Genomic DNA, 20,769 nt, shown 5'->3' with positions numbered 1-20,769 from the left:
CCAGGACGGAATCAACCGCCACTCCTCCGGCGCCGGCGGCACCATCATGACCCGTCCATCCGGAACGCCGCCGGCCCCCGGTGCAGGCTCGCCGTACTCGCGCAGCAGCAGGCGCCAAGCCCGGAACGCTTCCTTCCCCGTGACGACCTGCTCGATCCCCGCGGCCGCCATCGCCTCGAAGACAGCGCGTGTCCTCGGCACCCTGAAATCCGGGAACCGCCGGGCCGCGTCCACCAACGGTTGGTGCTCCGGCAACGGCTCGAACCCGTCCCAGCTGTCCGCCTCGCCCAGCAACTCCGGCACCCCGTCCAGCGCCCAGGCGGACCCCGGCCCCCACGCCTCGGCCTCCACCTCAGCCACGCCGGGGTACGGCGTCAGCTTCAACAGAACCGGCCCATCCGGCGTCCTGGTAGCGCGCCAGACCGTCCGCCGCCCCGGATCGAACACGTACGCCGGATCCCCCGGCCCCTTCCGCAACCCACCAATCACCACATGCGGATCCACCGGCCTCCCCGCCCGCCACCGCCGCACCACTGATGTCACCCCCACATCCTCACCCACCCCACCGACAGCCACAGCACCGCCTCAGCGCAGGCACTGCGCGAATGTCCTAAGAATTGCGACATTAGGACATTGGGGGTGGGCTCGCCTGATACTGAGGGGATGGGTGGGATGTCGGGGTTGCAGGTGGTGAAGTTCGTTGTGAATCTGGTCAATCTGTCGACGGTGGCCGGGGTGGTTGTGGGGTTGATCGGGCGGGCCCGGTTCAGTCGGGGGCCGCGGGGGTTGATCTTTGCCAACGGGTACCGGTTGGGGTTTCCGGTGGCGGGGGCGTTCACGGTCGGGAACGTGGTGCTGAGCAAGCACGATCGCCAGTACTTCGACGCGCGGCCGGTGCTGGTGAAGCACGAGGAGCGGCACTCGTGGCAGTACTTCTGCCTGATCGGGCTCCCGATGCTCCCTCTCTACCTGCTCTGCGCGGGCTGGTCCTGGTTGCGTACGGGTGACCCGGCCTCGCGGAACCTGTTCGAGCGGCTCGCGAACCTCAAGGACGGCAACTACACCGAGCGCCCGGTCCAACCCTTCGGCCGCACCCTCCAACAAACCTTCCGCCGCCGCTAACCCGTTACGTCCGAAGACCCGAGGGGCAGGCCCCACACCTCTTCGGACGCAAGGAGTTCAGTGGACGGCGATTGCGTCGGAGAGCGCGGTTAAGACGGTGACTACGCCGGCTGGGTCGTCTACGACGATGTCGGCCGACTCAGTCAGCTCGGTGGCACCTGAGGACCGCGCAGCTACCAGTACGGCGTGTAGGCCGGCGTCACGGAGTTCGATGAGGGCTCGGAAGGCTGCGAGATCCCCGAGGTCGTCCCCGGCGTACAGCACGGACCGTGCCTCGGTGGACTCGATCAGCCGGCGCATGGCGACGCCCTTGTCGATGCCAGGCGGCCGCAGTTCCAGTACGAGGTTGCCAGGCTCCAGCCGCAACTCAACAGCGGCGGCCAGCTCCGACAGCGGAGTACGCAATGCTTCGAGTGCGCCCGACGGATCAGGCAGTCGGCGAGTGTGGACCGCCAGCGAGCTCCCCTTGTCCTCCACAAACGCATCGGGCAGCCCTGCCTCCTGCAGCAGCCCTGGCAGCTTCTCGCGCGCTACCTCAACCCCAGGCGGCACCGGATCGCTAGTGACAACGCCGGTAGAGCCCTCCCACCGCTCAAGCCCGTAGTGACCCAGTACTACGAGTCGCCCGAGCCCCGGGTGGCCCGTCACGCCGGACAGCTCTGTGGCTACCAGGGCGGGCCGGCCAGTGACGATCGCCACCTGGCCAACCGACTGGCTCAGCCGGGCCAGCGCATCCAGTGCACCGTCAGCCGCCCGCGACATCGCCGGATCCTCGACCAGCGGCGACAGTGTGCCGTCGAAGTCCGAGGCGATCACAGCCCCGGTCGGGTCGTTGACGATCGCTTCCCAGCCCTCCCGCCCGGCTGCAGTCGCCAGTACGGGAGTGCTCATCCTCGATAGTCCGAGGTGAGGATGACGGTGAGGCGGTCCTTCTTCATGTTCTCCAGGGCGTCCTTGATCCGGCCGATGCCGAGGTCCTGGGCGAGCTGGCCCGCCTCGGCCTGCATCCCGGCCGGGTAGTACACGGTGCTCGAGACGATCTTGCCGTGCCAGTTGTCGGCGCCGCGGACGGTCCAGCCGGTCTGCTTGGCCCGGCTGGCGACGTCGTCGGCGAGTCCCTTGCGGGCGGTGTTGTTGTAGACCTCGACCGCGGGCCGCTCCGACGGCGGAATCGAGGGGCCGGGCGTCGGCGACACGACAGGAGTCTCAGTCGGCGGCGTGGTCGGCACCTCAGCTGACGTCGGGGCCGAGGTCGGGGCAGTGGAAGGCGTCGTCGCGGAAGGCTTGGCCGACGCCGTCTGCGCCGCGGGCTTTGAGTCGGCCACGCTGTCATCGCCCCTGGTCCCGAACAGCACCAGCAGACCACCGACGATGGCGACGACGGCAAGCACGGCGACGAGGGACGAGAGGACCTGGCCCCGTTCGTCCTTCGAGCGGATCAAAGTTAGACCTCGATACCCAAGCGGCGAGCGGAGCGGGCGCGCTGCCGGGCGGCGCGCAACCGGCGCAGCCGCTTCACCAGCAAGGGGTCGTGCGCGAGGGCGTCCGGCCGGTCGATCAGGGCGTTGAGCACCTGGTAGTACCGGGTCGCGGACATCTGGAACTGGTCACGGATCGCCTGCTCCTTCGCCCCGGCGTACTTCCACCAGTGGCGCTCGAAGCCGAGGATGGCACCGTCACGGTCCGACAACCCACCGACGGCCGGCTGGGCTGCCTCGGCGGCGGAGCCGGAAGAGCTGGCGTTGGCGCTGTCCATCTGCTGGTGACTCCTGTGCGGTCGGTGATCGTCCGTCCGCGCTCCACTGTACGGGTTGAACAACAGCGATGTCATTCACCTAGAGCGACATGTCGGCGGGACGGCCGGACCTCGTCAACTCTGGCAGGATCGACGGGGTGAGCTCAACTCGACAGGGGCCCGGCGACGTGTCGCCCGGGCCGCGAACCGCCATCGCGACGGTCGAAGAGCTGCAGGGCCGGATCAGTGAGGTCGATCCTCTGGTCAAGGCCATCTGCACGCCGAACCCCGCCGCCCTGACGGATGCCGCCCGACTGGACACAGAGCGTGACGACGGCCGGGTTCGCGGCCCGCTGCACGGCGTGCCCGTCCTGGTGAAGGACAACATCGACACGGCCGACCTGCGGACCACAGCAGGCTCACTGGCGTTGGCCGACCAGCCCCCACCGCCATACGACGCTCCGCTGGTCCGCCGGTTGCGCGAGGCCGGATGCGTCGTACTGGGCAAGACCAACCTGAGCGAGTGGGCCAACTTCCGCGGATCCGCTTCTTCCTCCGGCTGGAGCGCGTACGGCGGTCTGACGCGGAACCCGTACGCCTTGAACCGCTCCGCGGGTGGTTCCTCCAGCGGCTCGGGTGCCGGGGTCGCCGCCGGCCTCGCGGACCTCGCGATCGGCACTGAGACCAACGGCTCGATCGTCTGCCCGGCCGCACTGAACGGGATCGTCGGCATGAAACCCACAGTCGGCCTGGTCCCCCAGCAGGGGATCGTGCCGATCTCGCACTCGCAGGACACCGCGGGGCCGATGACCCGGACGGTAAGCCAGGCAGCCGCACTACTAACGGTCATCACTGGCGGCAGCACGGACTATCTCGAACACTGCCGGGGCGCCGACCTCAGCGGCGTACGCATCGGCGTACCGCGAGGTCCGTTGTGGGGTTACTCGATTGGGCTCGACCAGGTCAGCGAGGAAGCGCTCGGGCTGCTCAGTAATTGCGGCGCGACCCTGGTGGACCACCTGTCGCTGCCGAGTCCCGGTGGTGACGACGACCAGTTGAACGTCTTGTCGTACGAGCTGAAGGTCGACCTCACGGCGTACCTGGCGACCCGGAAGCCCGGTGGACCGCGGTCGCTCGCCGAGCTGATCGCCTTCAACCAGCAGCACGCCGACGTCGAGCTGGAGTGGTTCGGCCAGGAGTTGTTCGAGCGGGCCGAGGGCACCGATGGGCTGGATTCTCCCGTCTACCAGGCCGCCCGGCTGGCCGCGCTCCGGGCGGGCCGGGACGGCATCGACTCGCTGCTGCGGGACAACCAGCTCGACGCACTGGTGACGCCGTCGTACTCGCCGGCCTGGGCGATCGACCTCGTCAACGGCGATCACGTGCTCGGAAGTTCGTCCTCACATGCGGCACTGGCGGGCTATCCGCTGATCTCGGTGCCGTCCGGTCTGGTCGCGGGATTACCCGTCGGCATCACCTTCCACGGGACCGGACGGAGTGATGCCACGCTCATTCGCTTGGCGCACGCCTACGAAACAGCGAGAATCAACGCAGACGGACCATTCCCGACCCCGGAGTTCAGACAGTGGGTATAGACCGAGTCCGCTGGGGAATCGTTGCTACCGGCAATATCTCCACCTCCTTCACCAAGGACCTCGCCGTGCTCGGCGAGGAGGCCGTGGTGACCGCGGTCGCGTCCCGGTCGCTGCAGAGCGCCGACCGGTTCGGGGCCGAGTTCGGCATCGAGCACCGGTACGACGACTACCGCCGGCTGATCGACAGCGGCCAGGTCGACGTGATCTACATCGGTACTCCGCATCCGCAGCACTACGGGATCGCCCGGGCCGCACTGCAGGCCGGGATCGCGGTGCTCTGCGAGAAGCCGGTCACCCTGACGGCACGGCAGGCCCGGGATCTCGTCGCGGTCGCGCACGAGCACAAGACCCTCTTCGCCGAGGCGATGTGGATGCGGACGAACCCGGTGGTGCAGGCGATGTTCGCCGATCTGGCGACCGGTGTCATCGGCGAACCGATGGAGGCACTCGCGGACTTCGGCTTCCACAAACCGCAGCTCCCGGCCCGACTGCTCGACCCCGAGCTCGGCGGCGGCGCCCTGATGGACGGCGGCATCTACCCGATGACGTTCGTCCACATGGCGCTCGGCATGCCGGACGAGCTGAAGGCCGTCGGCGCCCTCAACGAGGACCGAATCGACCTGAACGTGGCGATGGCCTGGCGCTACGACTCGGGTGCGGTGGCCGCACTGACCTGCGGACTGCGCTCGCAGAACCCGTGGACCGCCTCGGTGAGTGGTCCGGAGGGCAGCCTGGTGCTGCCGCACCGGTTCCACCACCCGCCGTACTACGCCCGCGTGACCGCGGCGGGCGAGGAGCGGATCGACGTACCGACGCATGGGCTTGGGTACCACTATGAAGCGGCCGAGGTGATGCGGGCGCTGCGCGACGGACTGGTGGAGTGTCCCGCGCTGCCGCACGCCGCGACCATCGAGATCCTCGAGCTCCTCGACGAGACGCGCAGACAGATCGGGGTCAGCTACCCCGGCGACGACGAATACCTGGGTGGATAAGGCTGATGCCGAGCGGACGCAGTTCCTTCGTGGTGGTAGCCAACCGGCTACCTGTCGACCGGATCGAGATGCCCGACGGCAGTACTGCGTGGCGCCGCAGCCCGGGTGGTCTCGTCACCGCGCTGGCGCCGGTGATGAAGCAGCAGCACGGCGCCTGGATCGGCTGGACCGGCGGGGCCGACGAGAAGCTGGACCCGTTCGACGAGGGCGGCATGCACCTCGTCCCGGTGACGTTGTCGGCCGAGGACATCCAGCTGTACTACGAGGGCTTCTCCAACGCGACACTGTGGCCGCTCTACCACGATGTGATCGTGCCGCCGGAGTTCCACCGCGAGTGGTGGGAGGCGTACGTAGCGGTCAACCGGCGGTTCGCGGAGGCCGCGGCCGAGGCTGCTGACGACAACGCCGTGGTCTGGGTGCACGACTACCAGCTGCAACTGGTCCCGGCGATGCTGCGGCGGCTGCGACCCGACGTACTGATCGGCTTCTTCCTGCACATCCCGTTCCCGCCGACCGAGCTGTTCGCGCAGATGCCGTGGCGACGGCAGATCCTGGACGGGCTGATGGGCGCGGACCTGGTCGGCTTCCAGCGGCCCGGCGCGGCCTCGAACTTCGCCCGGCTGGCCCGCAACCGGATGGGCCTGCGCACCCGCGGCGACCGGATCCACCTGCCGGACGACCGGATCGTCCGGGCCAAGGCCTTCCCGATCTCCATCGACGTCGGCGAGCTCGAGCAGCTTGCCAAGCAGCCCGAGACCGAGGAGCGCGCCCGCGAGATCCGGCGGGAGGTGGGCAACCCGCAGCACGTGCTGCTAGGGGTGGACCGGCTCGACTACACCAAGGGCATCCGGCAACGGCTGCGCGCTTTCGGTGAGCTACTGGACGAGGGCCGCATCTCCGTTGACGACGCCGTCTTCGTCCAGGTCGCCACGCCTTCACGGGAGCGGGTCGAGCAATACCGCGTACTGCGCGACGAGATCGAACTGCTGGTCGGCCGGATCAATGGCGAACATGGCCGGATCGGCACCCCCGCCATCAACTACTTGCACACTTCCTACTCGCGTACGGAGATGGCCGCGCTCTTCAGGGCCGCTGACGTCGCTGTGGTCACGCCGTTGCGCGACGGCATGAACCTGGTCGCCAAGGAGTACGTGGCCTGCCGGTACGACGACACGGGTGCCCTGGTGCTGAGCGAGTTCGCCGGAGCAGCCGATGAGTTCCGGCAGGCATTCCTGGTGAACCCGCACGACATCAACGGCATGAAGGACACCATCGTCGACGCGATGAACACCGACGGACGCCAGCTCGGCCGCCGGATGAAAGCGATGCGCAAGCATCTGGCCGCGCACGACGTGAACGTCTGGGCGGCCAGCTTCCTGAAGGCACTGCATGCCGAAGACTGACAGCCGGGTCCTCGCACTGGACCTGGGCACCTCGTCTGCGCGCGCCCTGGTGCTGTCCCCCGACGCGACCCCCGTGCCGGGCGCCCTGGCCCGCCACAAGGTTGCACCGGCGTACGGCGAGGGTGGCGTGGCCACGCTGGACCTGCACGGCTATGTGGAAGGGCTACTGGGCTGCCTCGACGAGTTGCAGCAGAACGGGCACCTCGAGGAGATCAGCGACATCGTGCTGTCCTCGCAGTGGCATTCCATCGTCGCCCTCGATGCCAAGGGCGTCGCGCTGACGCCGGTGATCCCTTGGGTGGACACGCGATCGGTGCCAGTCTCGCTGGGGGCCGACTTCGACGAGCACGCCTTCCATGCTCGTACCGGCGCCTGGCTGCACCGGCTCTACTGGACCCGGCGGATCCCTTGGCTGTCCAGTGTCGTCCCGGGTGCTACTGCTTATGCCGGGCTGCCTGATCTGGTGCTGGAACGGCTGACCGGACTACGAGTGACCTCTGTGTCGATTGCTTCCGGCACCGGCACTCTGGAGCTGGCGACCGGCTCGTACGACGACGAGGCGCTCGCTGTGGCAGGGGCTTCCGCCGAGCAATTGCCGCCGATCGTTCCCACCGGCTGGACGGGTTCGCTCTCACCGGAGTACTCGCGGCGGTGGCCCGGGCTGGTCGGAGTACCGGTGCATCCGCCGACGGGCGACGGAGCCGCATCCAACGTCGGCACCGGTGCGTACGACGAGACGACTGCGGCCGTGACTGTGGGAACTTCGGCCGCCGTGCGGGTGGTTCACCCGATCGACGGCGCACCGGAGCTCCCGTGGGAGTTGTGGCGGTACCGGGTGGACGACACGCGTGCGGTGACCGGGATGGCCTTCTCGGCCGCGGGAAACCTGCACGCGTGGTTGACCGCCGTACTGAAGCTGGACGAGGAGCACCGCGAACCGACCGGTGTGGAGATCGGGTCGTCCCGGGTGATCGGGATCCCGTTCCAGGCCGGGACGCGGCCGCCGGAGACGGTGCCGGGCGGGTCGGGCGTCTACTTCGGGCTCTCGTTCGACGACACCGGCGCCGACCTGCTGGCGGCATCTCTGCAGGGCGCATCGCTGGAGATCGACCGCGGGCTCCGGATGCTCGACAGCCTCTTCGGCCGGCCGTTGGAGATCGTCCTGGGCGGCGGCGGGATCGACGCGTCGGTCTGGTGGCGGCGCTGCCTGACGGCGACCTTCGCCCGCCCCACCACGGTCTGCTCCGAGCCCGAGGTCGGCGCCCGCGGCGCCGCCGCCGTGGCGCTCGGACTGTCCCCCGCCCCGGGTGGGGAGACCTTGCAGCCGGTGGACGATGAGGTCGCCCGGGTTGCCACCCTCCGCCCTCGCTACGAGACCCTCCGCACCCTGGCCGTCCAAGCCTCCACCGAACTCGTACTGCGACCGCAGTAGGCGGCGGGTACGGCGGTCAGAGGACGTCAGACCAGTGGCGCAACACGTATCGTGAGGGGATGGGCGTATATCCGGGACGGTTAGGCGGCTTCAGGCTGTCCCCTCGGGCGTGCGACGTTCTGCTCGCGGGGATCCTGCTGGCGATCAACCTGATAACGCCCGGCGACCACAGCGGATCGCAGATCGAGCTCACGCTGACGGGCGCGCTGCTGGCGGTCTTCGCCACCATCGCGCTCCTCGCCCGCCGCCGCGCTCCGTTGACGACCCTGGTTTTGACCACCGCGGCCGCCGTCGCCTACGCGATCACCACCGAGGCGAAGAGCCCGATCGGACTGTTCGTGGCAGCCGCCATCTACACGGTCGTGCTCCAGAAGGACCGGCGGACCCAGTGGATCGCGGTCACCGGGGCCTCGGTCGTGACGATCGCCGTCGCCACCATCTTCACCAACGAGGACCTGCTGGCCAACCTCTTCGCCCCCATCCTGATCCTGTTCGCGGCCGCCTGGGCCGGAGCCGTCCGCTATCGCCGTGCCTACCAGGCCGAGCTCGAGCAGCGGGTCCTGCGCGCCGAGCAGTCGCGCGAGGAGGAGGCCGAGCGGAGGGTGATCGAGGAGCGGCTCCGGATCGCCCACGAACTGCACGACGTCATCGCCCACCACATCGCCCTGATGAACGTGCAGGCGGGCGTCGCCTCCCATCTGCTCCGGGAGCAACCCGCGGAGGCGGAGCGGGCGCTCGCGCTGGTCCGCAACGGCGGCCGGACGGTCCTGCAGGAGCTGACCGTGTTGCTCGGCGTGCTCCGCCGCTCGGGCAACCCGTTGCCCACCGCCCCTACTCCCTCGCTGCAGGAGGTCGGCTCGCTGATCGAGTCGTTCAGCGTCGCCGGCCTGTCGGTCGAGTGGCGGCCGCCCGCGCTCGGGCAACTGCCCGACGTGATCGAGTTGACCGCCTACCGGATCCTGCAGGAATCCCTGACGAACGTGGTCAAACACGCCCCCGGCGCAACGGTCCGCGTCCGCCTCGAGCAACGCCCCGGCGCCCTGGTGGTGACGATCACGGACGACGGCGGCCACCCCGGTACGCCGTACCGGAGTGTGGGGGGTGGTCCGGTCGGCGCCGGCCACGGGTTGCTCGGGATGCGGGAGCGGGTGACCGCCGTCGGCGGCGACCTGAGTACCGGGCCGCTCGAGGGCGGCGGGTTCCGGGTGCACGCTGTTCTTCCTCTCGAAACTGGAGCCGTAGGTGACGATCCGGGTACTGCTGGCCGACGATCAGACGCTGATCCGCAGCGGGTTCCGTGTGTTGGTGAATTCAGCGCCCGGGCTGGAAGTCGTCGCTGAGGCGGCCAACGGACTGCAGGCACTGGAGCTGGCCCGGAGCGAGCGTGCGGACGTGATCCTGATGGACATCCGGATGCCGGTACTGGACGGGCTCGAGGCAACCAGGCGGATCACCGCGGACGAGTCACTGGCCGGGGTGAAGGTGCTGATCCTGACCACCTTCGAGGTGGACGAGTACGTCTTCGACGCGATCCGGGCCGGGGCGAGCGGCTTCCTCGGCAAGAGTGTCGAGCCGGCCGAGCTGATCAACGCGATCGAGGTGGTCGCGCGCGGCGACGCGCTGCTGTCCCCGAAGGCGGTCCGGGGCCTGATGAACCGCTTCCTGTCCCAGCCGGAGCTGGACCAGGCGGCCGGGACGCCGGAGCTGGAGTCCCTGACCGAGCGGGAACGGGAAGTGCTCGGCCTGGTCGCGCTCGGGCTGTCCAACGACGAGATCGCCGACCGGCTGGTGCTCTCGCCGCTCACCGCCAAGACCCACGTCAACCGGGCGATGGTGAAGCTCGACGCCAGGGACCGCGCTCAGTTGGTCGTGATCGCCTACCAGACCGGCCTGGTCCGCGCCGGAACCGCGGCCCCACACGCACTGTAATCGGCTGGTCTACCACCAACGCAGTAGTTGCTACAGCAGTCGTAGTAGCCAAAGAAGCCCCCAGTTGCCGGACGCGGACTACGGGGTCCGCACGGAACGATCGTCTGCATGGCTACCTATCTCTACCGGCTCGGCCGGTTCGCATTCCGCCGCCGCTGGCTCGTCATAGCCGTCTGGCTGGGCATCCTGGGGGCTGCCATCGTCGGCGCGTCGACCCTGTCGGGTCCGACCGCGACCGGCTTCTCGATCCCCGGGACCGAGTCGCAACGGGCAGTCGACCTGCTCAACGAGCGCTTCCCGCAGATGTCCGCCGACGGCGCGACCGCGCGGATCGTGCTGCAGGCGCCGGAGGGACAGAAGCTGGCCGATCCCGCCAACAAGGCCGTCGTCGACGGCCTGGTGGACACCCTGGCCACCGCTCCCCAGGTGCAGCAGGCGACCGATCCGTTCCAGGCCAGGACGGTCTCGGAAGACGGCCGCACCGGGTTCACCGAGGTCGGCTTCAAGGTGACCTCCGACGCGCTGTCCGACGAGGCGCGGGCCGCGATCGACTCGGCCACGGAGAAGGCCCGCGACGCCGGGCTGACCGTCGAGGCCGGTGGCGACGCCATGCAGGTGGAGCAAGAACAGAGCGCCACCGAGGTGATCGGGATCGGGGTCGCCGCGGTGGTCCTGCTGATCACCTTCGGCTCGCTGGTCGCCGCCGGACTACCGTTGCTGGCGGCAATCATCGGGATCGGCATCGGTACCGCCGGGATCACCGCGGCCAGCGGTTTCGTCGACATCGGGTCGGGTACGCCGATCCTGGCGTTGATGATCGGCCTCGCGGTGAGCATCGACTACGCGCTCTTCATCATGTCTCGCTATCGGCACGAGCTGGCCAGTGGGATGGAGCAGGACGAGGCCGCCGGACGCGCGGTCGGAACAGCGGGCTCGGCCGTGGTGTTCGCCGGGCTCACCGTGGTGATCGCGCTAGCCGGACTCTCCGTCGTCGGCATCCCGTTCCTCACCCAGATGGGCCTGGCCGCGGCCTTCACCGTCGTCATCGCGGTAGCCATCGCACTGACGCTGCTGCCCGCCCTGCTCGGCCTGGCCGGCCGCCGCGTCCTAGGCGGACGGATCCCCGGCCTGAAGACCCCCGATCCCGAGGCCGCCGACAAGCCGACGGTCGGACGGCGCTGGGTCCGGTTCGTCACCCGCCGGCCCGTCTCGGTGCTGGTGGTCACAATCCTCGGTCTCGGCGTGCTCGCCGTACCGGCGCTGGATCTGGAGCTCGGACTTCCCGACGACAGCTCGGCTGCTCCGTCGTCGACCCAGCGCAAGGCTTACGACATGCTGACCGACGGGTTCGGCCCGGGCTTCAACGGCCCGCTGATGGTGGTCGTCGACGGCGCGAACGCCCAGGATCCGAAGGCGTCCGCCGCCACCATCGAGACCACCCTGAAGGGTCTGAAGGACGTCGTCGCGGTGACGCCGGCGACGTTCAACGCGGCTGGTGACACGGCCATCCTCACGGTGATCCCGGCCAGCGGGCCGAGCACCACGCAGACCAAGGACCTGGTCGCGGCGATCCGTGACGTACCGGCCGTCGGCGGCACCCAGGTCTCGGTCACCGGCGCGACCGCGTTCAACATCGACACCTCCGCCAAGCTCGGCGACGCACTGCTGCCGTACCTGACACTGATCATCGGGCTTGCGTTCCTGCTCCTGATGCTGGTGTTCCGGTCCATCCTGGTGCCGTTGAAGGCGACCCTCGGCTTCCTGCTCACGGTCGCGGCCACCTTCGGTGCGGTCGTCGCGGTGTTCCAGTGGGGCTGGCTGGCCGGACTGTTCGGCATCGAGGGACAGACCGGGCCGGTGATCAGCATGCTGCCGGTCTTCCTGGTCGGCATCGTGTTCGGCCTGGCGATGGACTACCAGGTCTTCCTGGTCACCCGGATGCGGGAGCAGCACGTGCACGGGGCGAAACCGATCGACGCCGTGGTGGAGGGCTTCAGCCACGGTTCCCGGGTGGTCACGGCCGCGGCGATCATCATGATCGCGGTTTTCGCCGGCTTCATCCTGTCCCCCGAGACACTGGTCCGCGAGATCGGCTTCGGGCTCGCGTTGGCCGTCGTGGTTGACGCCTTCGTGGTCCGGATGACGATCGTGCCGGCCGTGATGGCGCTGCTCGGCCGCTGGGCGTGGTGGCTGCCGCGCTGGCTCGACCGGCTGCTGCCGGACGTGGACGTAGAGGGCGAGAAGCTCCGCAAGAGCCTGCCGGTCACCGCTCCGGCCGCCGAGAGGGAGCCCGAGCTGGTCAACTCCTGACCCCGTCGACCGCAGCGGCACCCCTGGCTCCTGCCAGGGGTGCCGCTGCTGTCGCGAGGCGGTCAGGTGATCGCCACCACTGACAGGCATCGCGGTCGGCCCGATGATGGACGGATGTTGCGCGAGCTGATGCCATGTTGATCGACCTGATGAAGTCGAAGGTCCACCGGGCGACGGTCACCCAGGCCGACCTGGACTACGTCGGATCCTGCACGCTGGACGCGACGCTGATGGCAGCCGCGAACCTGCTGCCCGGCGAAAAGGTCGACATTGTCGACATCACCAACGGGAACCGGCTGTCGACCTACCTGATCGAGGGACCTCGGGACTCCGGCGTGGTCGGCATCAACGGCGCGGCCGCGCACCTGATCCACCCGGGCGACCTGGTGATCCTGATCGCCTACGGACTGTTCGACCAGGCCGAGGCGAAGGTCTTCGAACCGAGCGTAGTCTTCGTGGACGAGCACAATGCGATCACCCGCATCGGCTCGGACCCCGCCGAGACCCTGCCCGACAGCGGCACTCTGCGGGGCGACCAACTGCACACCCCGCGCTGAGCAGGACCGCGATCCGGACCAGGACGCGACCGGGCTCGGGCGGCCGCGATCGAGACGAGGCCGTCATCAAGAAGAGGATGGGTCGACGATGACCGACAGCACGGAGCAGGCTCCGAAGACCGCCACCCACGACACGGAGCCGAAGGAGAAGTTGCGCCAGTTCATGAACTCCGGCTGGGGCGACATCGAGCGAACCGACGTCGCGCTCAGCGACGTCGGCGCCTGGGCCGCGAAGCGCCGCGATGCACTCTCGCAGGCGTTCCCCGGTGAGCGGCTGGTGATCCCGGCCGGGACCTACAAGGTCAGGTCGAACGACACCGACTACACGTTCCGGCCGCACACCGACTACGTCTGGCTGGTCGGCGACCAGACCTCCGACGCGGTCCTGGTGCTCGAGCCGAACGGCACCACCGGCCACGACCCGGTGCTGTACTTCCGGCCGCGGGCCGACCGCGGCGAGGGCGAGGAGTTCTGGCGCGACCGGATGTACGGCGAGCTGTGGGCCGGCCGCCGTCCGTCGCTGACCGAGACGGCCAAGGAGTTCGGCGTCGAGACCCGGCACCTGGACCAGCTCGCCGACGCGATCAAGGGCGATGTGCCGACCCGGGTGCGGCGGGGCGAGGACAGTTCGCTCGCGTCCGCGCTGAGCGGTGTCGGCACGGACGCCGACAAGGACAAGGAGCTCGCCGCGACACTGTCCGAGCTGCGGCTGGTCAAGGACGCTTTCGAGATCGAGCAGCTCCGCGAGGCCTGCGCGATCACCCATCGCGGCTTCTCCGACGTCCTGAGCGAGATGGACAAGGTCCGCCACTACGGCGAGCGCTGGATCGAGGGCACGTTCTGGCGGCGCGCGCGGGCGGAGGGCAACAACGTCGGCTACACCTCGATCGCCGCAGCCGGTCCGCACGCGACCACGCTGCACTGGATCGAGAACGACGGCTCGGTGGACGACGGCACGCTGATGCTGCTCGACATGGGCGTGGAGAACCGCAACCTCTACACCGCGGACATCACCCGCACGCTGCCGGTGAACGGCGAGTTCACCCCACGCCAGCGGGAGCTCTACCAGTTGGTGCTGGACGCGCAGAACGCGGGAATCGCCGCGCTGCGTCCCGGCGTCGCGTTCGGCGCCGGGCACAAGGCGGCGATGGAGGTCATCGTGCAAGGGCTCGAGGCGATGGAGTTGCTGCCCGTCTCGGCGGAGGAAGCGCTCGACCCGGAGAGCATGATCTACCAGCGCTACACCCTGCACGGCGTCAGCCACATGCTCGGCATCGACGTGCACGACTGCTCCGCCGCCCGCAACGAGCAGTACCGCGGAGACCTGAAGACCGGCTACGTCCTCACCGTCGAGCCCGGCCTCTACTTCCAGGCCGAGGACCTCACCGTCCCCGAAGACCTCCGCGGTATCGGCATCCGGATCGAGGACGACATCCTCATCACCGACGACGGCACCGAGAACCTCTCGGCGGCCATGCCCCGCGAGATCGACGAGATCCAGACCTGGATGTCCTCCTAGCCGCCCAGCACCCACCCGTTCATTCGCCCCTTTTGACCGCCCGCCGGCGGTCACCTGACCGCCGGTCTGCACTGGCGGTCAAAAGGGGGCGAATGAACGGAACGTCAAGGGGCGCGGGCGGTCACCAGATGCGGACGCGGGACTCCTCGTCCAGCCACATCTTGTCGTTGTCCGTGACCTCGAAGGCGGCGTGGAAAGCGTCGATGTTGCGGACGACCGCGTTGCAGCGGAACTCCGGCGGGGAGTGCGGGTCGAGCGCCAGCCGGCGGAGGACCTCCGCCTCGCGGGTCTTCGTCGACCACGCACCGGCCCACGCCAGGAAGAACCGCTGAGCGCCGGTCAGCCCGTCGATCACCGGCGCCTCTTCCCCGCCCAGCGAGATCGCGTACGCCGTGTACGCGATCGACAGCCCACCGAGATCCCCGATGTTCTCGCCCAGCGTCAGCGCGCCGTTCACGTGATGCCCGGGCGCCTCGACAGGCTCCAGTTCGTTGTACTGCGCGACCAGCTTGTCCGCCCGCTGCTCGAACGCGGCCCGGTCGTCGTCGGTCCACCAGTCGATCAGGTTGCCGTCGCCGTCGTACTTCGACCCCTGGTCGTCGAACCCGTGCCCGATCTCGTGCCCGATCACCGCACCGATCGCGCCGTAGTTGACCGAGTCGTCCGCGTCCGGATCGAAGAACGGCGGCTGCAGGATGCCGGCCGGGAAGACGATCTCGTTCATCTTCGGGTTGTAGTACGCGTTCACCGTCTGCGGTGTCATCCGCCACTCGGTCCGGTCCACCGGCTGACCCAGTTTGGCCAGGTCGCGCGCGGTCTCCACCGCCACCGACCGCCGGACGTTGCCGACCAGGTCGTCAACGCTCACCTCGAGCTCGCTGTAGTCCTTCCACTTGTCCGGGTACGCGATCTTGGGCGTGAACCGGCCGAGCTTCTCCAGCGCCCGCTGCCGGGTCTCCGGGCTCATCCAGTCCAGTGCGTCGATCCGCTGCCGGTACGCCTCGACCAGGTTCGCGACCAGCTCGACCATCCGCGCCTTCGCCACCGGCGGGAAGTACTCCGCCACGTACAACTGGCCGACCGCCTCACCCAGCGCCGACTCGACCACGCCGAGACCACGCTTCCACCGCTCCCGCTGCTCGGGCGCACCCGTCAGCGTGCGGCCGAAGAAGTCGAAGTTCTCGTCCACGAAGGCGGTACTCAGCAGCGGCGCCGCCGTGTGCACGACGCGCCAGCTGAGCCAGTCCTTCCAGTCCGCGAGCTCGATCTCCTCGAACGCCCCGGCCGCGGCCGTGAGGAAGTCCGGCTCGCGAACCACCACCTGCTCGAACGCGCTCTCCGGCACTCCGGCGGCCGCGAGCCAGACGGACCAGTCCAGTCCGGGAGCCAGCTCGCTCAGGCCCGCGCTGTCGAGCTTGTTGTAGGTCAGCGTGACGTCGCGGCTCTTCACCCGGTCCCAGTGGCTCGCGGCCAGCCTGGTCTCGAGCGCCATGATCCGCTCGGCCGCGCCCTCCGGGTCAGCCACACCGGCCAGTTCGAGCATCCGCGCGACATGCGCCACGTACGCCGTACGTTCGGCGGCGAAGTTGTCTTCGCGGTAGTAGGACTCGTCCGGCAGGCTGATCCCGCCCTGCATGACGTAGACAATGGACTCGTCGGACTTCTTGGCGTCGGCGTCTACCCAGTAGTGGAAGACCCCCGGCACGCCCTGGAGCTCGAGCTCGCCGAGCGCCTCGAGCAGGCCGGCCTTGTCCTCGACCGAGGCGACCAGGGCGAGCTGGTCCGCGATCGGGCCGGCGCCGAGACGCTCGATCGTCTCCTCGTCCATGAAGCTGTTGAAGAGGTCACCGATCTTGCGGGCCTCGCTGCCCTCCGGGTGCTCCGCCGCGGCGGTCTTCTCGACGATCGACCGGACGTTCTCCTCGGCGGTGTCCCAGAGCGCGTGGAAGGCGCCGTAGATCGCCTTGTCCGCGGGGATCTCGTGCTGCGCCAGCCACGGTCCGTTCGCGTACCGGTACAGATCGTCCTGCGGCCGAACCGTCGTGGACAGCCCCGAAATGTCGATACCCGTCGTCATCGATCCCTGCTCCTTCTGGTCCGGACCTCCGCGTTCACTGACCGCGAGATTACCCGGTGCCGGTTACCCAACTGTTCGCCTGCCGCTTCCGAACTGAACCGTTCGCCGCGCTGGCCCGTTGCCATAGGTTGAGAGCACAACCAGCCGCACGACGGCTATCGGGGTGTCGAGCGGCCCAGGTCACCGACCCAGGAGGAGAACCGCCCATGCCTCGCCCCATGTCCAGACAGGTAGGTCGCACGCTCGTCGCGACCTTCGCCTTGACCGCCCTGGCGTTCACCAGCCTCGCTACCGCCTCGGCCACGCCCCAAACGGCGGCCGCGCCCACCGCCAGCAGCTCGAGCCGGCACTTCCCCGTCCGTTTCGACCTGCCGAACAACTTCCAGCCCGAGGGCATCGCCATCGCCGGCACCACCGCGTACTTCGGTTCGCGGCTGGACGGTGACATCTACGCGGCCAACCTGAAGACCGGGCAGGGCCGGGTGATCACCCAGGGCCCCGGCACCGGCTCCCTCGGCATGAAGGTCGACAACCGCGGCCGGCTGTTCGTGGCCGGCGCGGCCGGCGGCAACGGCCGGGTGATCGACACCCGCACCGGCAAGGTCCTCGCCAGCTACACGTTCACCACATCGACGCCGACCTTCGTGAACGACGTCATCCTGGGCAAGGACGCCGCCTACTTCACCGACTCCCAGCAGCCGGTGATCTACAAGGTCAAGCTGGGCCGCAACGGCAAGCTGCCCGGGCAGTCGGGCGTCCAGACGATCCCGCTGACCGGCGACTACGTGCACACCCCAATGGTCAACAACGGCAACGGCATCTCGCTCACGCCGGACGGCAAGGCGCTCATCATCGTGCAGTCCTCGACCGGCTTCCTGTTCCGCGTCGATCCCCGCACGGGCGTCACCCGGAAGATCGACCTCGGCGGCGCCGTGATGACGAACGGCGACGGTCTGCTGCGGTCAGGCGACACCCTGTACGTCGTGCAGAACCGCCTGAACCAGATCGCCGTGCTCGACCTGAACAAGTCCGGCACCAGGGGCGAACAGATCCGGGTGATCACCAGCACCGACTTCGACGTACCGACGACGGCCGCGTTCTTCGGGAACCGGATCTACCTGCCCAACGCCCGGTTCGGAGTCACCCCGACCCCGGACACGAAGTACTGGGTGACCGCGGTCCGCCGCTGAGGTGTCGCCGCCCGGGGTCAGGAGATGGTGCGGAGGTTGCCCCGGGCGGCGGCCTTGAGGCGGCTGCCGCAGGACAGCCGGACGGAGTACCCGGCGGGGATGGACAGCGGCTCGCCGGTCTGCGGATTGCGGCCGGTCCTGGGCGCGCGCAGGACGCGCTCGATGCTCAGCAGACCGGTGAGTGAGACCTTGTCACCGTTGTGGACGGCCTCGGTGACGACGTCGCCCAGCGCGTCGAGCACCTTCTCGGCCTGGTTCCGCGGGATGCCCGCCTTCGACGCCACGCCGGCGACCAGCTCATTGCGATTCACGGCTCTCCTCAGACTCGTGCCGCCGGCGGATGCCCCATACGTTCGCCGGTCAGTCGGGAAAAACCTTAATCGAAATGAATGTCGTTAGCGAGAAGAGTTCGAATTCCGGACACTCGGACTAGCTGGCCCGCTCGCGGAGGCGGGCTTTGGCGGCTCTCTCCACGAAGAGAGGGATGAAGTCTCTGATCGGCGCCTGGTCGAACTCCGGGCGGGTCTGTTTGATGGCTGTCTCTACCTCGTCAGCCGGGAGCTCGGGAAACTGCTTGGCCAACCGGTCGACAACCTCGTGAATCGCGCGGTTCTCCTCTGACCTGTCCATATCTCACCGTTACCCCACCGCCATCCGCCCACACAAGGGCGGACAGCGGATCACCACGCCGGCCGCACCGCCGTTGGTTCGATCCCGGGCCCGATTTCGTTCTTTCGATCGAGGCGACGCCGGGCGGCGGTCTGAAAGTGTGGGGTGAAGACCATCCGCCGGGGTGACGCACCAACTCGCCGCTCCCGATACGGTCGTGGCATGAGCCAACCGCAGCCCATCGATCCGCGCTTCGTCGGCCGGACCCCCGTCCGTCCGCAGAAGAAGCGCCACTGGGTCCGCCGGTCGATCGGCCTGGTCGTCCTGTTGTTCCTGCTGATGCTGATCTGTGTCCCGCTGTACGCGTGGAGCCGGATCAACAAGGTCGACGCGATGCCGTCGGGCAACAGGCCGGCGGACACGCCGGGAACGACGTACCTGCTGGTCGGTTCGGACAGCCGTGAGGGCCTCAGCGCGGAGGACAAGAAGAAGCTCGGCACCGGGAGCACCGGCGGTCAGCGGACCGACACGATCATGCTGCTGCACGTGCCCGAGTCGGGCCCGACCGCGCTGATCAGCCTGCCGCGGGACAGCAAGGTGCCGATTCCCGGGCACGGACAGCAGAAGATCAACGAGGCGTTCTCGTACAAGGACGGTGGCCCGAAGCTGCTGATCCAGACCGTCGAGGGCGTCACGGGGCTGCGCGTCGACCACTACGTCGAGGTCGGCTTCGGCGGATTCGCCTCGATCATCGACAGCCTCGGCGGCGTCGAGATGTGCTTGCCCAAGGCAATGAAGGATCAGAAGGCACACATCAACCTGCCGGCCGGCTGCCAGGACCTGAACGGCACCAACGCGCTCGGCTACGTCCGGGCCCGGTACTCCGATCCGCTGGGCGACCTCGGCCGGGTGCAACGGCAGCGCGAGATGATCGGCGCGGTCGCGAAGAAGGCGGTCTCGTTCTCCACCTTCATCAATCCGGTCCGCTACACCAGGCTCACCACCTCGGGCGCGGACGCACTCACCGTCGAGAACGGCATGAGCCCGACCGCCCTGTTCAAGTTCGTCCAGGGCATGAGGGCGGTCTCGGGCGGCAGCGACGGGGTCACCCTGACCGTGCCGATCGCCGGCAACACCACCACGTCGGGCGGTGGCGCGGCACTCAAGTGGGACACCCCGAAGGCGAAGGCGCTCTTCCAAGCCATCAAGGCGGACAAGACGTCGGGGCTGAAGAGTAGCTAGATGAGGCTCGAGGATTTGGCGGGGCAGCGGTTCAGTTATGGGGCCGTGGGGTCCACGCTGCTCGACGAGACGCCGCCGGGGTATCACCGGCTGGAGCATCGGCTGCTGCTCGGCTCCGGCGACGAGGTCTTCCGGCGGGCCGGTGAGGCGCTGCTGACGTGGCGGATGCACAGGGCGGCGGGGGTTTCGGTCAAGGCGACGGACAGCCCGGCAGTGATCGGTACGAACTCCCTCGGGCGGCTGGGACTCATCCAGATCCCCTGCCGAGTGGTGTGGGTGGTCGAGGAGCACGACCGGATCGGCTTCGCGTACGGCACCTTGCACGGCCATCCCGAATCCGGCGAGGAGTCCTTCCTGGTCACCCGCGAAGGCGACGAGGTCTACTTCACGCTGCGCTCCTACAGCCGCCCTGCCACCTGGTACACCCGTCTGGGCGGGCCCGCCGCCCGTGGCACCCAAACCTTCTTCGCCAACCGCTACGCCAAAACCCTCCGCCGCCTTGCCACCAAGGTGGACTGATGAGGTGGACGCTCAATGGACCTGTGGGGAGAGGAACGGGCTCTCTAGGCTGCGGGGTATGACTGAGAACCACGTAGTCCGCGGAGCCGAGTCAGCGGATATCCCGCGGTTGATCAAGGCCTATGACTGGCTCTTCGCGCCGCCGGGGTCGACGCCGGCCGACTGGGATCCGGCCGTCGCCGAAGAGCGGATGGCGCGGACTCTGGCCGGCCCGCGCAGCGGCGTACTGGTTGCTGTTGGCGACGAGCGCCTGGTCGGCTTCTGCACGTTGTATCTGGATATCGAGTCCGTGCGGTTCGGGCAGCGCTGCTGGGTCGAGGATCTCGCCGTCGACCCGGACCAGCGGTCGGCGGGCATCGGTGCCGCCCTGCTCACCACCGCCCGGGAGTGGTCCGCCGAGCACGGAGCCAGCCATCTGGAGCTCAACTCCGGGACCGCCCGGGTCGACGCCCACCGTTTCTACAACCGCCACCGCCCAACGGCCCACGCCCTCAACTTCGGCTGGCAAACCCCCGAGACCAGCTAACGTCCGAACCAG

21 protein-coding genes are annotated in these 20,769 nt (G+C 68.7%); 14 read left to right on the top strand and 7 right to left on the bottom strand.

Annotated elements, in window-relative coordinates; genetic code table 11:
• Nucleotides 1-543, bottom strand: a 543-nt coding sequence (locus tag VFG33_RS28605) for a DNA glycosylase family protein (protein WP_524538155.1), incomplete at its 3' end; no start/stop codon positions are given.
• A 120-nt stretch (nucleotides 544-663) separates the two neighbouring features.
• Between VFG33_RS28605 and VFG33_RS28600 the strand changes: the two genes are divergently transcribed.
• On the top strand, nucleotides 664-1,122 hold the full coding sequence (locus tag VFG33_RS28600; RefSeq protein ID WP_325056077.1) for a hypothetical protein: 459 nt from the start codon (nucleotides 664-666) through the stop codon (nucleotides 1,120-1,122).
• A 57-nt stretch (nucleotides 1,123-1,179) separates the two neighbouring features.
• On the opposite strand, the gene otsB is transcribed toward VFG33_RS28600, so the two are convergent.
• From otsB to VFG33_RS28585, 3 genes are read right to left on the bottom strand one after another with little or no spacing between them, the layout of a single operon-like run.
• Nucleotides 1,180-2,013, bottom strand: coding sequence for a trehalose-phosphatase (gene otsB / locus VFG33_RS28595; protein ID WP_325056076.1), 834 nt, complete (start codon nucleotides 2,011-2,013; stop codon nucleotides 1,180-1,182).
• On the bottom strand, nucleotides 2,010-2,564 hold the full coding sequence (locus VFG33_RS28590; RefSeq protein WP_325056075.1) for a LytR C-terminal domain-containing protein: 555 nt from the start codon (nucleotides 2,562-2,564) through the stop codon (nucleotides 2,010-2,012). The genes otsB and VFG33_RS28590 overlap by 4 nt, the downstream gene beginning before the upstream one ends.
• 2 nt (nucleotides 2,565-2,566) lie before the next feature.
• Entirely contained in the window at nucleotides 2,567-2,878 is a 312-nt protein-coding gene (locus tag VFG33_RS28585) for a DUF3263 domain-containing protein (protein WP_325056074.1), read from the bottom strand.
• Nucleotides 2,879-3,015: 137 nt separating this feature from the next.
• Here VFG33_RS28585 and VFG33_RS28580 point away from each other — a divergent pair, with 137 nt between their 5' ends.
• The 9 genes from VFG33_RS28580 (at nucleotide 3,016) to VFG33_RS28540 (ending at nucleotide 14,594) form a co-directional block, all read left to right on the top strand.
• Complete coding sequence (locus VFG33_RS28580) at nucleotides 3,016-4,452, top strand: amidase (protein ID WP_325056073.1); 1,437 nt, start codon at nucleotides 3,016-3,018, stop codon at nucleotides 4,450-4,452.
• Nucleotides 4,443-5,444: a Gfo/Idh/MocA family protein gene (locus VFG33_RS28575; protein WP_325056072.1), complete on the top strand. Its 1,002-nt coding sequence runs from the start codon at nucleotides 4,443-4,445 to the stop codon at nucleotides 5,442-5,444. The genes VFG33_RS28580 and VFG33_RS28575 overlap by 10 nt, the downstream gene beginning before the upstream one ends.
• A gap of 5 nt (nucleotides 5,445-5,449) precedes the next feature.
• Nucleotides 5,450-6,847, top strand: a complete 1,398-nt coding sequence (locus tag VFG33_RS28570; RefSeq protein WP_325056071.1) for an alpha,alpha-trehalose-phosphate synthase (UDP-forming) — start codon at nucleotides 5,450-5,452, stop codon at nucleotides 6,845-6,847.
• On the top strand, nucleotides 6,834-8,279 hold the full coding sequence (locus VFG33_RS28565; protein WP_325056070.1) for an FGGY family carbohydrate kinase: 1,446 nt from the start codon (nucleotides 6,834-6,836) through the stop codon (nucleotides 8,277-8,279). The genes VFG33_RS28570 and VFG33_RS28565 overlap by 14 nt, the downstream gene beginning before the upstream one ends.
• Before the next feature lie 59 nt (nucleotides 8,280-8,338).
• Nucleotides 8,339-9,619: a sensor histidine kinase gene (locus VFG33_RS28560; protein ID WP_325056069.1), complete on the top strand. Its 1,281-nt coding sequence runs from the start codon at nucleotides 8,339-8,341 to the stop codon at nucleotides 9,617-9,619.
• Nucleotides 9,522-10,208: a response regulator transcription factor gene (locus VFG33_RS28555; RefSeq protein WP_325056068.1), complete on the top strand. Its 687-nt coding sequence runs from the start codon at nucleotides 9,522-9,524 to the stop codon at nucleotides 10,206-10,208. Before VFG33_RS28560 ends, VFG33_RS28555 begins: the two co-directional genes overlap by 98 nt.
• Before the next feature lie 108 nt (nucleotides 10,209-10,316).
• Nucleotides 10,317-12,518 (top strand): MMPL family transporter, encoded by a 2,202-nt coding sequence (locus VFG33_RS28550; protein ID WP_325056067.1) that lies wholly within the window; start codon nucleotides 10,317-10,319, stop codon nucleotides 12,516-12,518.
• A 134-nt stretch (nucleotides 12,519-12,652) separates the two neighbouring features.
• On the top strand, nucleotides 12,653-13,075 hold the full coding sequence (gene panD / locus VFG33_RS28545; protein WP_325056066.1) for an aspartate 1-decarboxylase: 423 nt from the start codon (nucleotides 12,653-12,655) through the stop codon (nucleotides 13,073-13,075).
• Nucleotides 13,076-13,163: 88 nt separating this feature from the next.
• A complete protein-coding gene (locus VFG33_RS28540) occupies nucleotides 13,164-14,594 on the top strand; it encodes an aminopeptidase P family protein (RefSeq protein ID WP_325056065.1) in 1,431 nt (476 codons plus the stop codon).
• Nucleotides 14,595-14,715: 121 nt separating this feature from the next.
• On the opposite strand, the gene VFG33_RS28535 is transcribed toward VFG33_RS28540, so the two are convergent.
• Nucleotides 14,716-16,671 (bottom strand): M13 family metallopeptidase, encoded by a 1,956-nt coding sequence (locus tag VFG33_RS28535; protein ID WP_325056064.1) that lies wholly within the window; start codon nucleotides 16,669-16,671, stop codon nucleotides 14,716-14,718.
• A gap of 218 nt (nucleotides 16,672-16,889) precedes the next feature.
• Between VFG33_RS28535 and VFG33_RS28530 the strand changes: the two genes are divergently transcribed.
• Entirely contained in the window at nucleotides 16,890-17,861 is a 972-nt protein-coding gene (locus VFG33_RS28530; RefSeq protein WP_325056063.1) for an SMP-30/gluconolactonase/LRE family protein, read from the top strand.
• Between the two features lie 17 nt (nucleotides 17,862-17,878).
• Here the strand turns inward: VFG33_RS28530 and VFG33_RS28525 are convergent, their stop codons facing one another.
• Both VFG33_RS28525 and VFG33_RS28520 read right to left on the bottom strand, forming a co-directional pair.
• Nucleotides 17,879-18,172 carry an HU family DNA-binding protein gene (locus tag VFG33_RS28525; RefSeq protein WP_325056062.1) on the bottom strand — a complete coding sequence of 98 codons (294 nt, stop codon included), beginning with the start codon at nucleotides 18,170-18,172 and terminating at the stop codon, nucleotides 17,879-17,881.
• A 118-nt stretch (nucleotides 18,173-18,290) separates the two neighbouring features.
• The gene (locus VFG33_RS28520) at nucleotides 18,291-18,491 is read right to left on the bottom strand and encodes a three-helix bundle dimerization domain-containing protein (RefSeq protein WP_325056061.1); all 201 of its coding nucleotides are present in this window, start codon (nucleotides 18,489-18,491) and stop codon (nucleotides 18,291-18,293) included.
• A gap of 201 nt (nucleotides 18,492-18,692) precedes the next feature.
• Between VFG33_RS28520 and VFG33_RS28515 the strand changes: the two genes are divergently transcribed.
• From VFG33_RS28515 to VFG33_RS28505, 3 genes are read left to right on the top strand one after another with little or no spacing between them, the layout of a single operon-like run.
• The gene (locus VFG33_RS28515) at nucleotides 18,693-19,712 is read left to right on the top strand and encodes an LCP family protein (RefSeq protein ID WP_325056060.1); all 1,020 of its coding nucleotides are present in this window, start codon (nucleotides 18,693-18,695) and stop codon (nucleotides 19,710-19,712) included.
• Entirely contained in the window at nucleotides 19,713-20,231 is a 519-nt protein-coding gene (locus VFG33_RS28510; protein ID WP_325056059.1) for a DUF1990 domain-containing protein, read from the top strand. It abuts the gene before it with no gap.
• Nucleotides 20,232-20,289: 58 nt separating this feature from the next.
• Nucleotides 20,290-20,757 carry a GNAT family N-acetyltransferase gene (locus tag VFG33_RS28505; protein WP_325056058.1) on the top strand — a complete coding sequence of 156 codons (468 nt, stop codon included), beginning with the start codon at nucleotides 20,290-20,292 and terminating at the stop codon, nucleotides 20,755-20,757.
• Nucleotides 20,758-20,769 lie beyond the last annotated feature (12 nt).

Source organism: Kribbella sp. (genome assembly GCF_035687465.1).
Classification (GTDB): Bacteria; Actinomycetota; Actinomycetes; order Propionibacteriales; family Kribbellaceae; genus Kribbella.
Note: the sequence above shows the minus strand (reverse complement) of the source record. Positions and strands in the feature narration are given on the sequence as shown.

What these genes read in the sequence shown, in the direction of transcription:
- VFG33_RS28530 (WP_325056063.1), top strand. Translation starts at nt 16,890, where the DNA reads ATGTCCAGACAGGTAGGTCGCACGCTCGTCGCGACCTTCGCCTTGACC.
- VFG33_RS28520 (WP_325056061.1), bottom strand. Translation starts at nt 18,491, where the DNA reads ATGGACAGGTCAGAGGAGAACCGCGCGATTCACGAGGTTGTCGACCGG.
- VFG33_RS28540 (WP_325056065.1), top strand. Translation starts at nt 13,164, where the DNA reads ATGACCGACAGCACGGAGCAGGCTCCGAAGACCGCCACCCACGACACG.
- VFG33_RS28505 (WP_325056058.1), top strand. Translation starts at nt 20,290, where the DNA reads ATGACTGAGAACCACGTAGTCCGCGGAGCCGAGTCAGCGGATATCCCG.
- VFG33_RS28570 (WP_325056071.1), top strand. Translation starts at nt 5,450, where the DNA reads ATGCCGAGCGGACGCAGTTCCTTCGTGGTGGTAGCCAACCGGCTACCT.
- VFG33_RS28600 (WP_325056077.1), top strand. Translation starts at nt 664, where the DNA reads ATGGGTGGGATGTCGGGGTTGCAGGTGGTGAAGTTCGTTGTGAATCTG.
- VFG33_RS28515 (WP_325056060.1), top strand. Translation starts at nt 18,693, where the DNA reads ATGAGCCAACCGCAGCCCATCGATCCGCGCTTCGTCGGCCGGACCCCC.
- VFG33_RS28510 (WP_325056059.1), top strand. Translation starts at nt 19,713, where the DNA reads ATGAGGCTCGAGGATTTGGCGGGGCAGCGGTTCAGTTATGGGGCCGTG.
- VFG33_RS28550 (WP_325056067.1), top strand. Translation starts at nt 10,317, where the DNA reads ATGGCTACCTATCTCTACCGGCTCGGCCGGTTCGCATTCCGCCGCCGC.
- VFG33_RS28565 (WP_325056070.1), top strand. Translation starts at nt 6,834, where the DNA reads ATGCCGAAGACTGACAGCCGGGTCCTCGCACTGGACCTGGGCACCTCG.
- panD (WP_325056066.1), top strand. Translation starts at nt 12,653, where the DNA reads ATGTTGATCGACCTGATGAAGTCGAAGGTCCACCGGGCGACGGTCACC.
- VFG33_RS28535 (WP_325056064.1), bottom strand. Translation starts at nt 16,671, where the DNA reads ATGACGACGGGTATCGACATTTCGGGGCTGTCCACGACGGTTCGGCCG.
- otsB (WP_325056076.1), bottom strand. Translation starts at nt 2,013, where the DNA reads ATGAGCACTCCCGTACTGGCGACTGCAGCCGGGCGGGAGGGCTGGGAA.
- VFG33_RS28585 (WP_325056074.1), bottom strand. Translation starts at nt 2,878, where the DNA reads ATGGACAGCGCCAACGCCAGCTCTTCCGGCTCCGCCGCCGAGGCAGCC.
- VFG33_RS28560 (WP_325056069.1), top strand. Translation starts at nt 8,339, where the DNA reads ATGGGCGTATATCCGGGACGGTTAGGCGGCTTCAGGCTGTCCCCTCGG.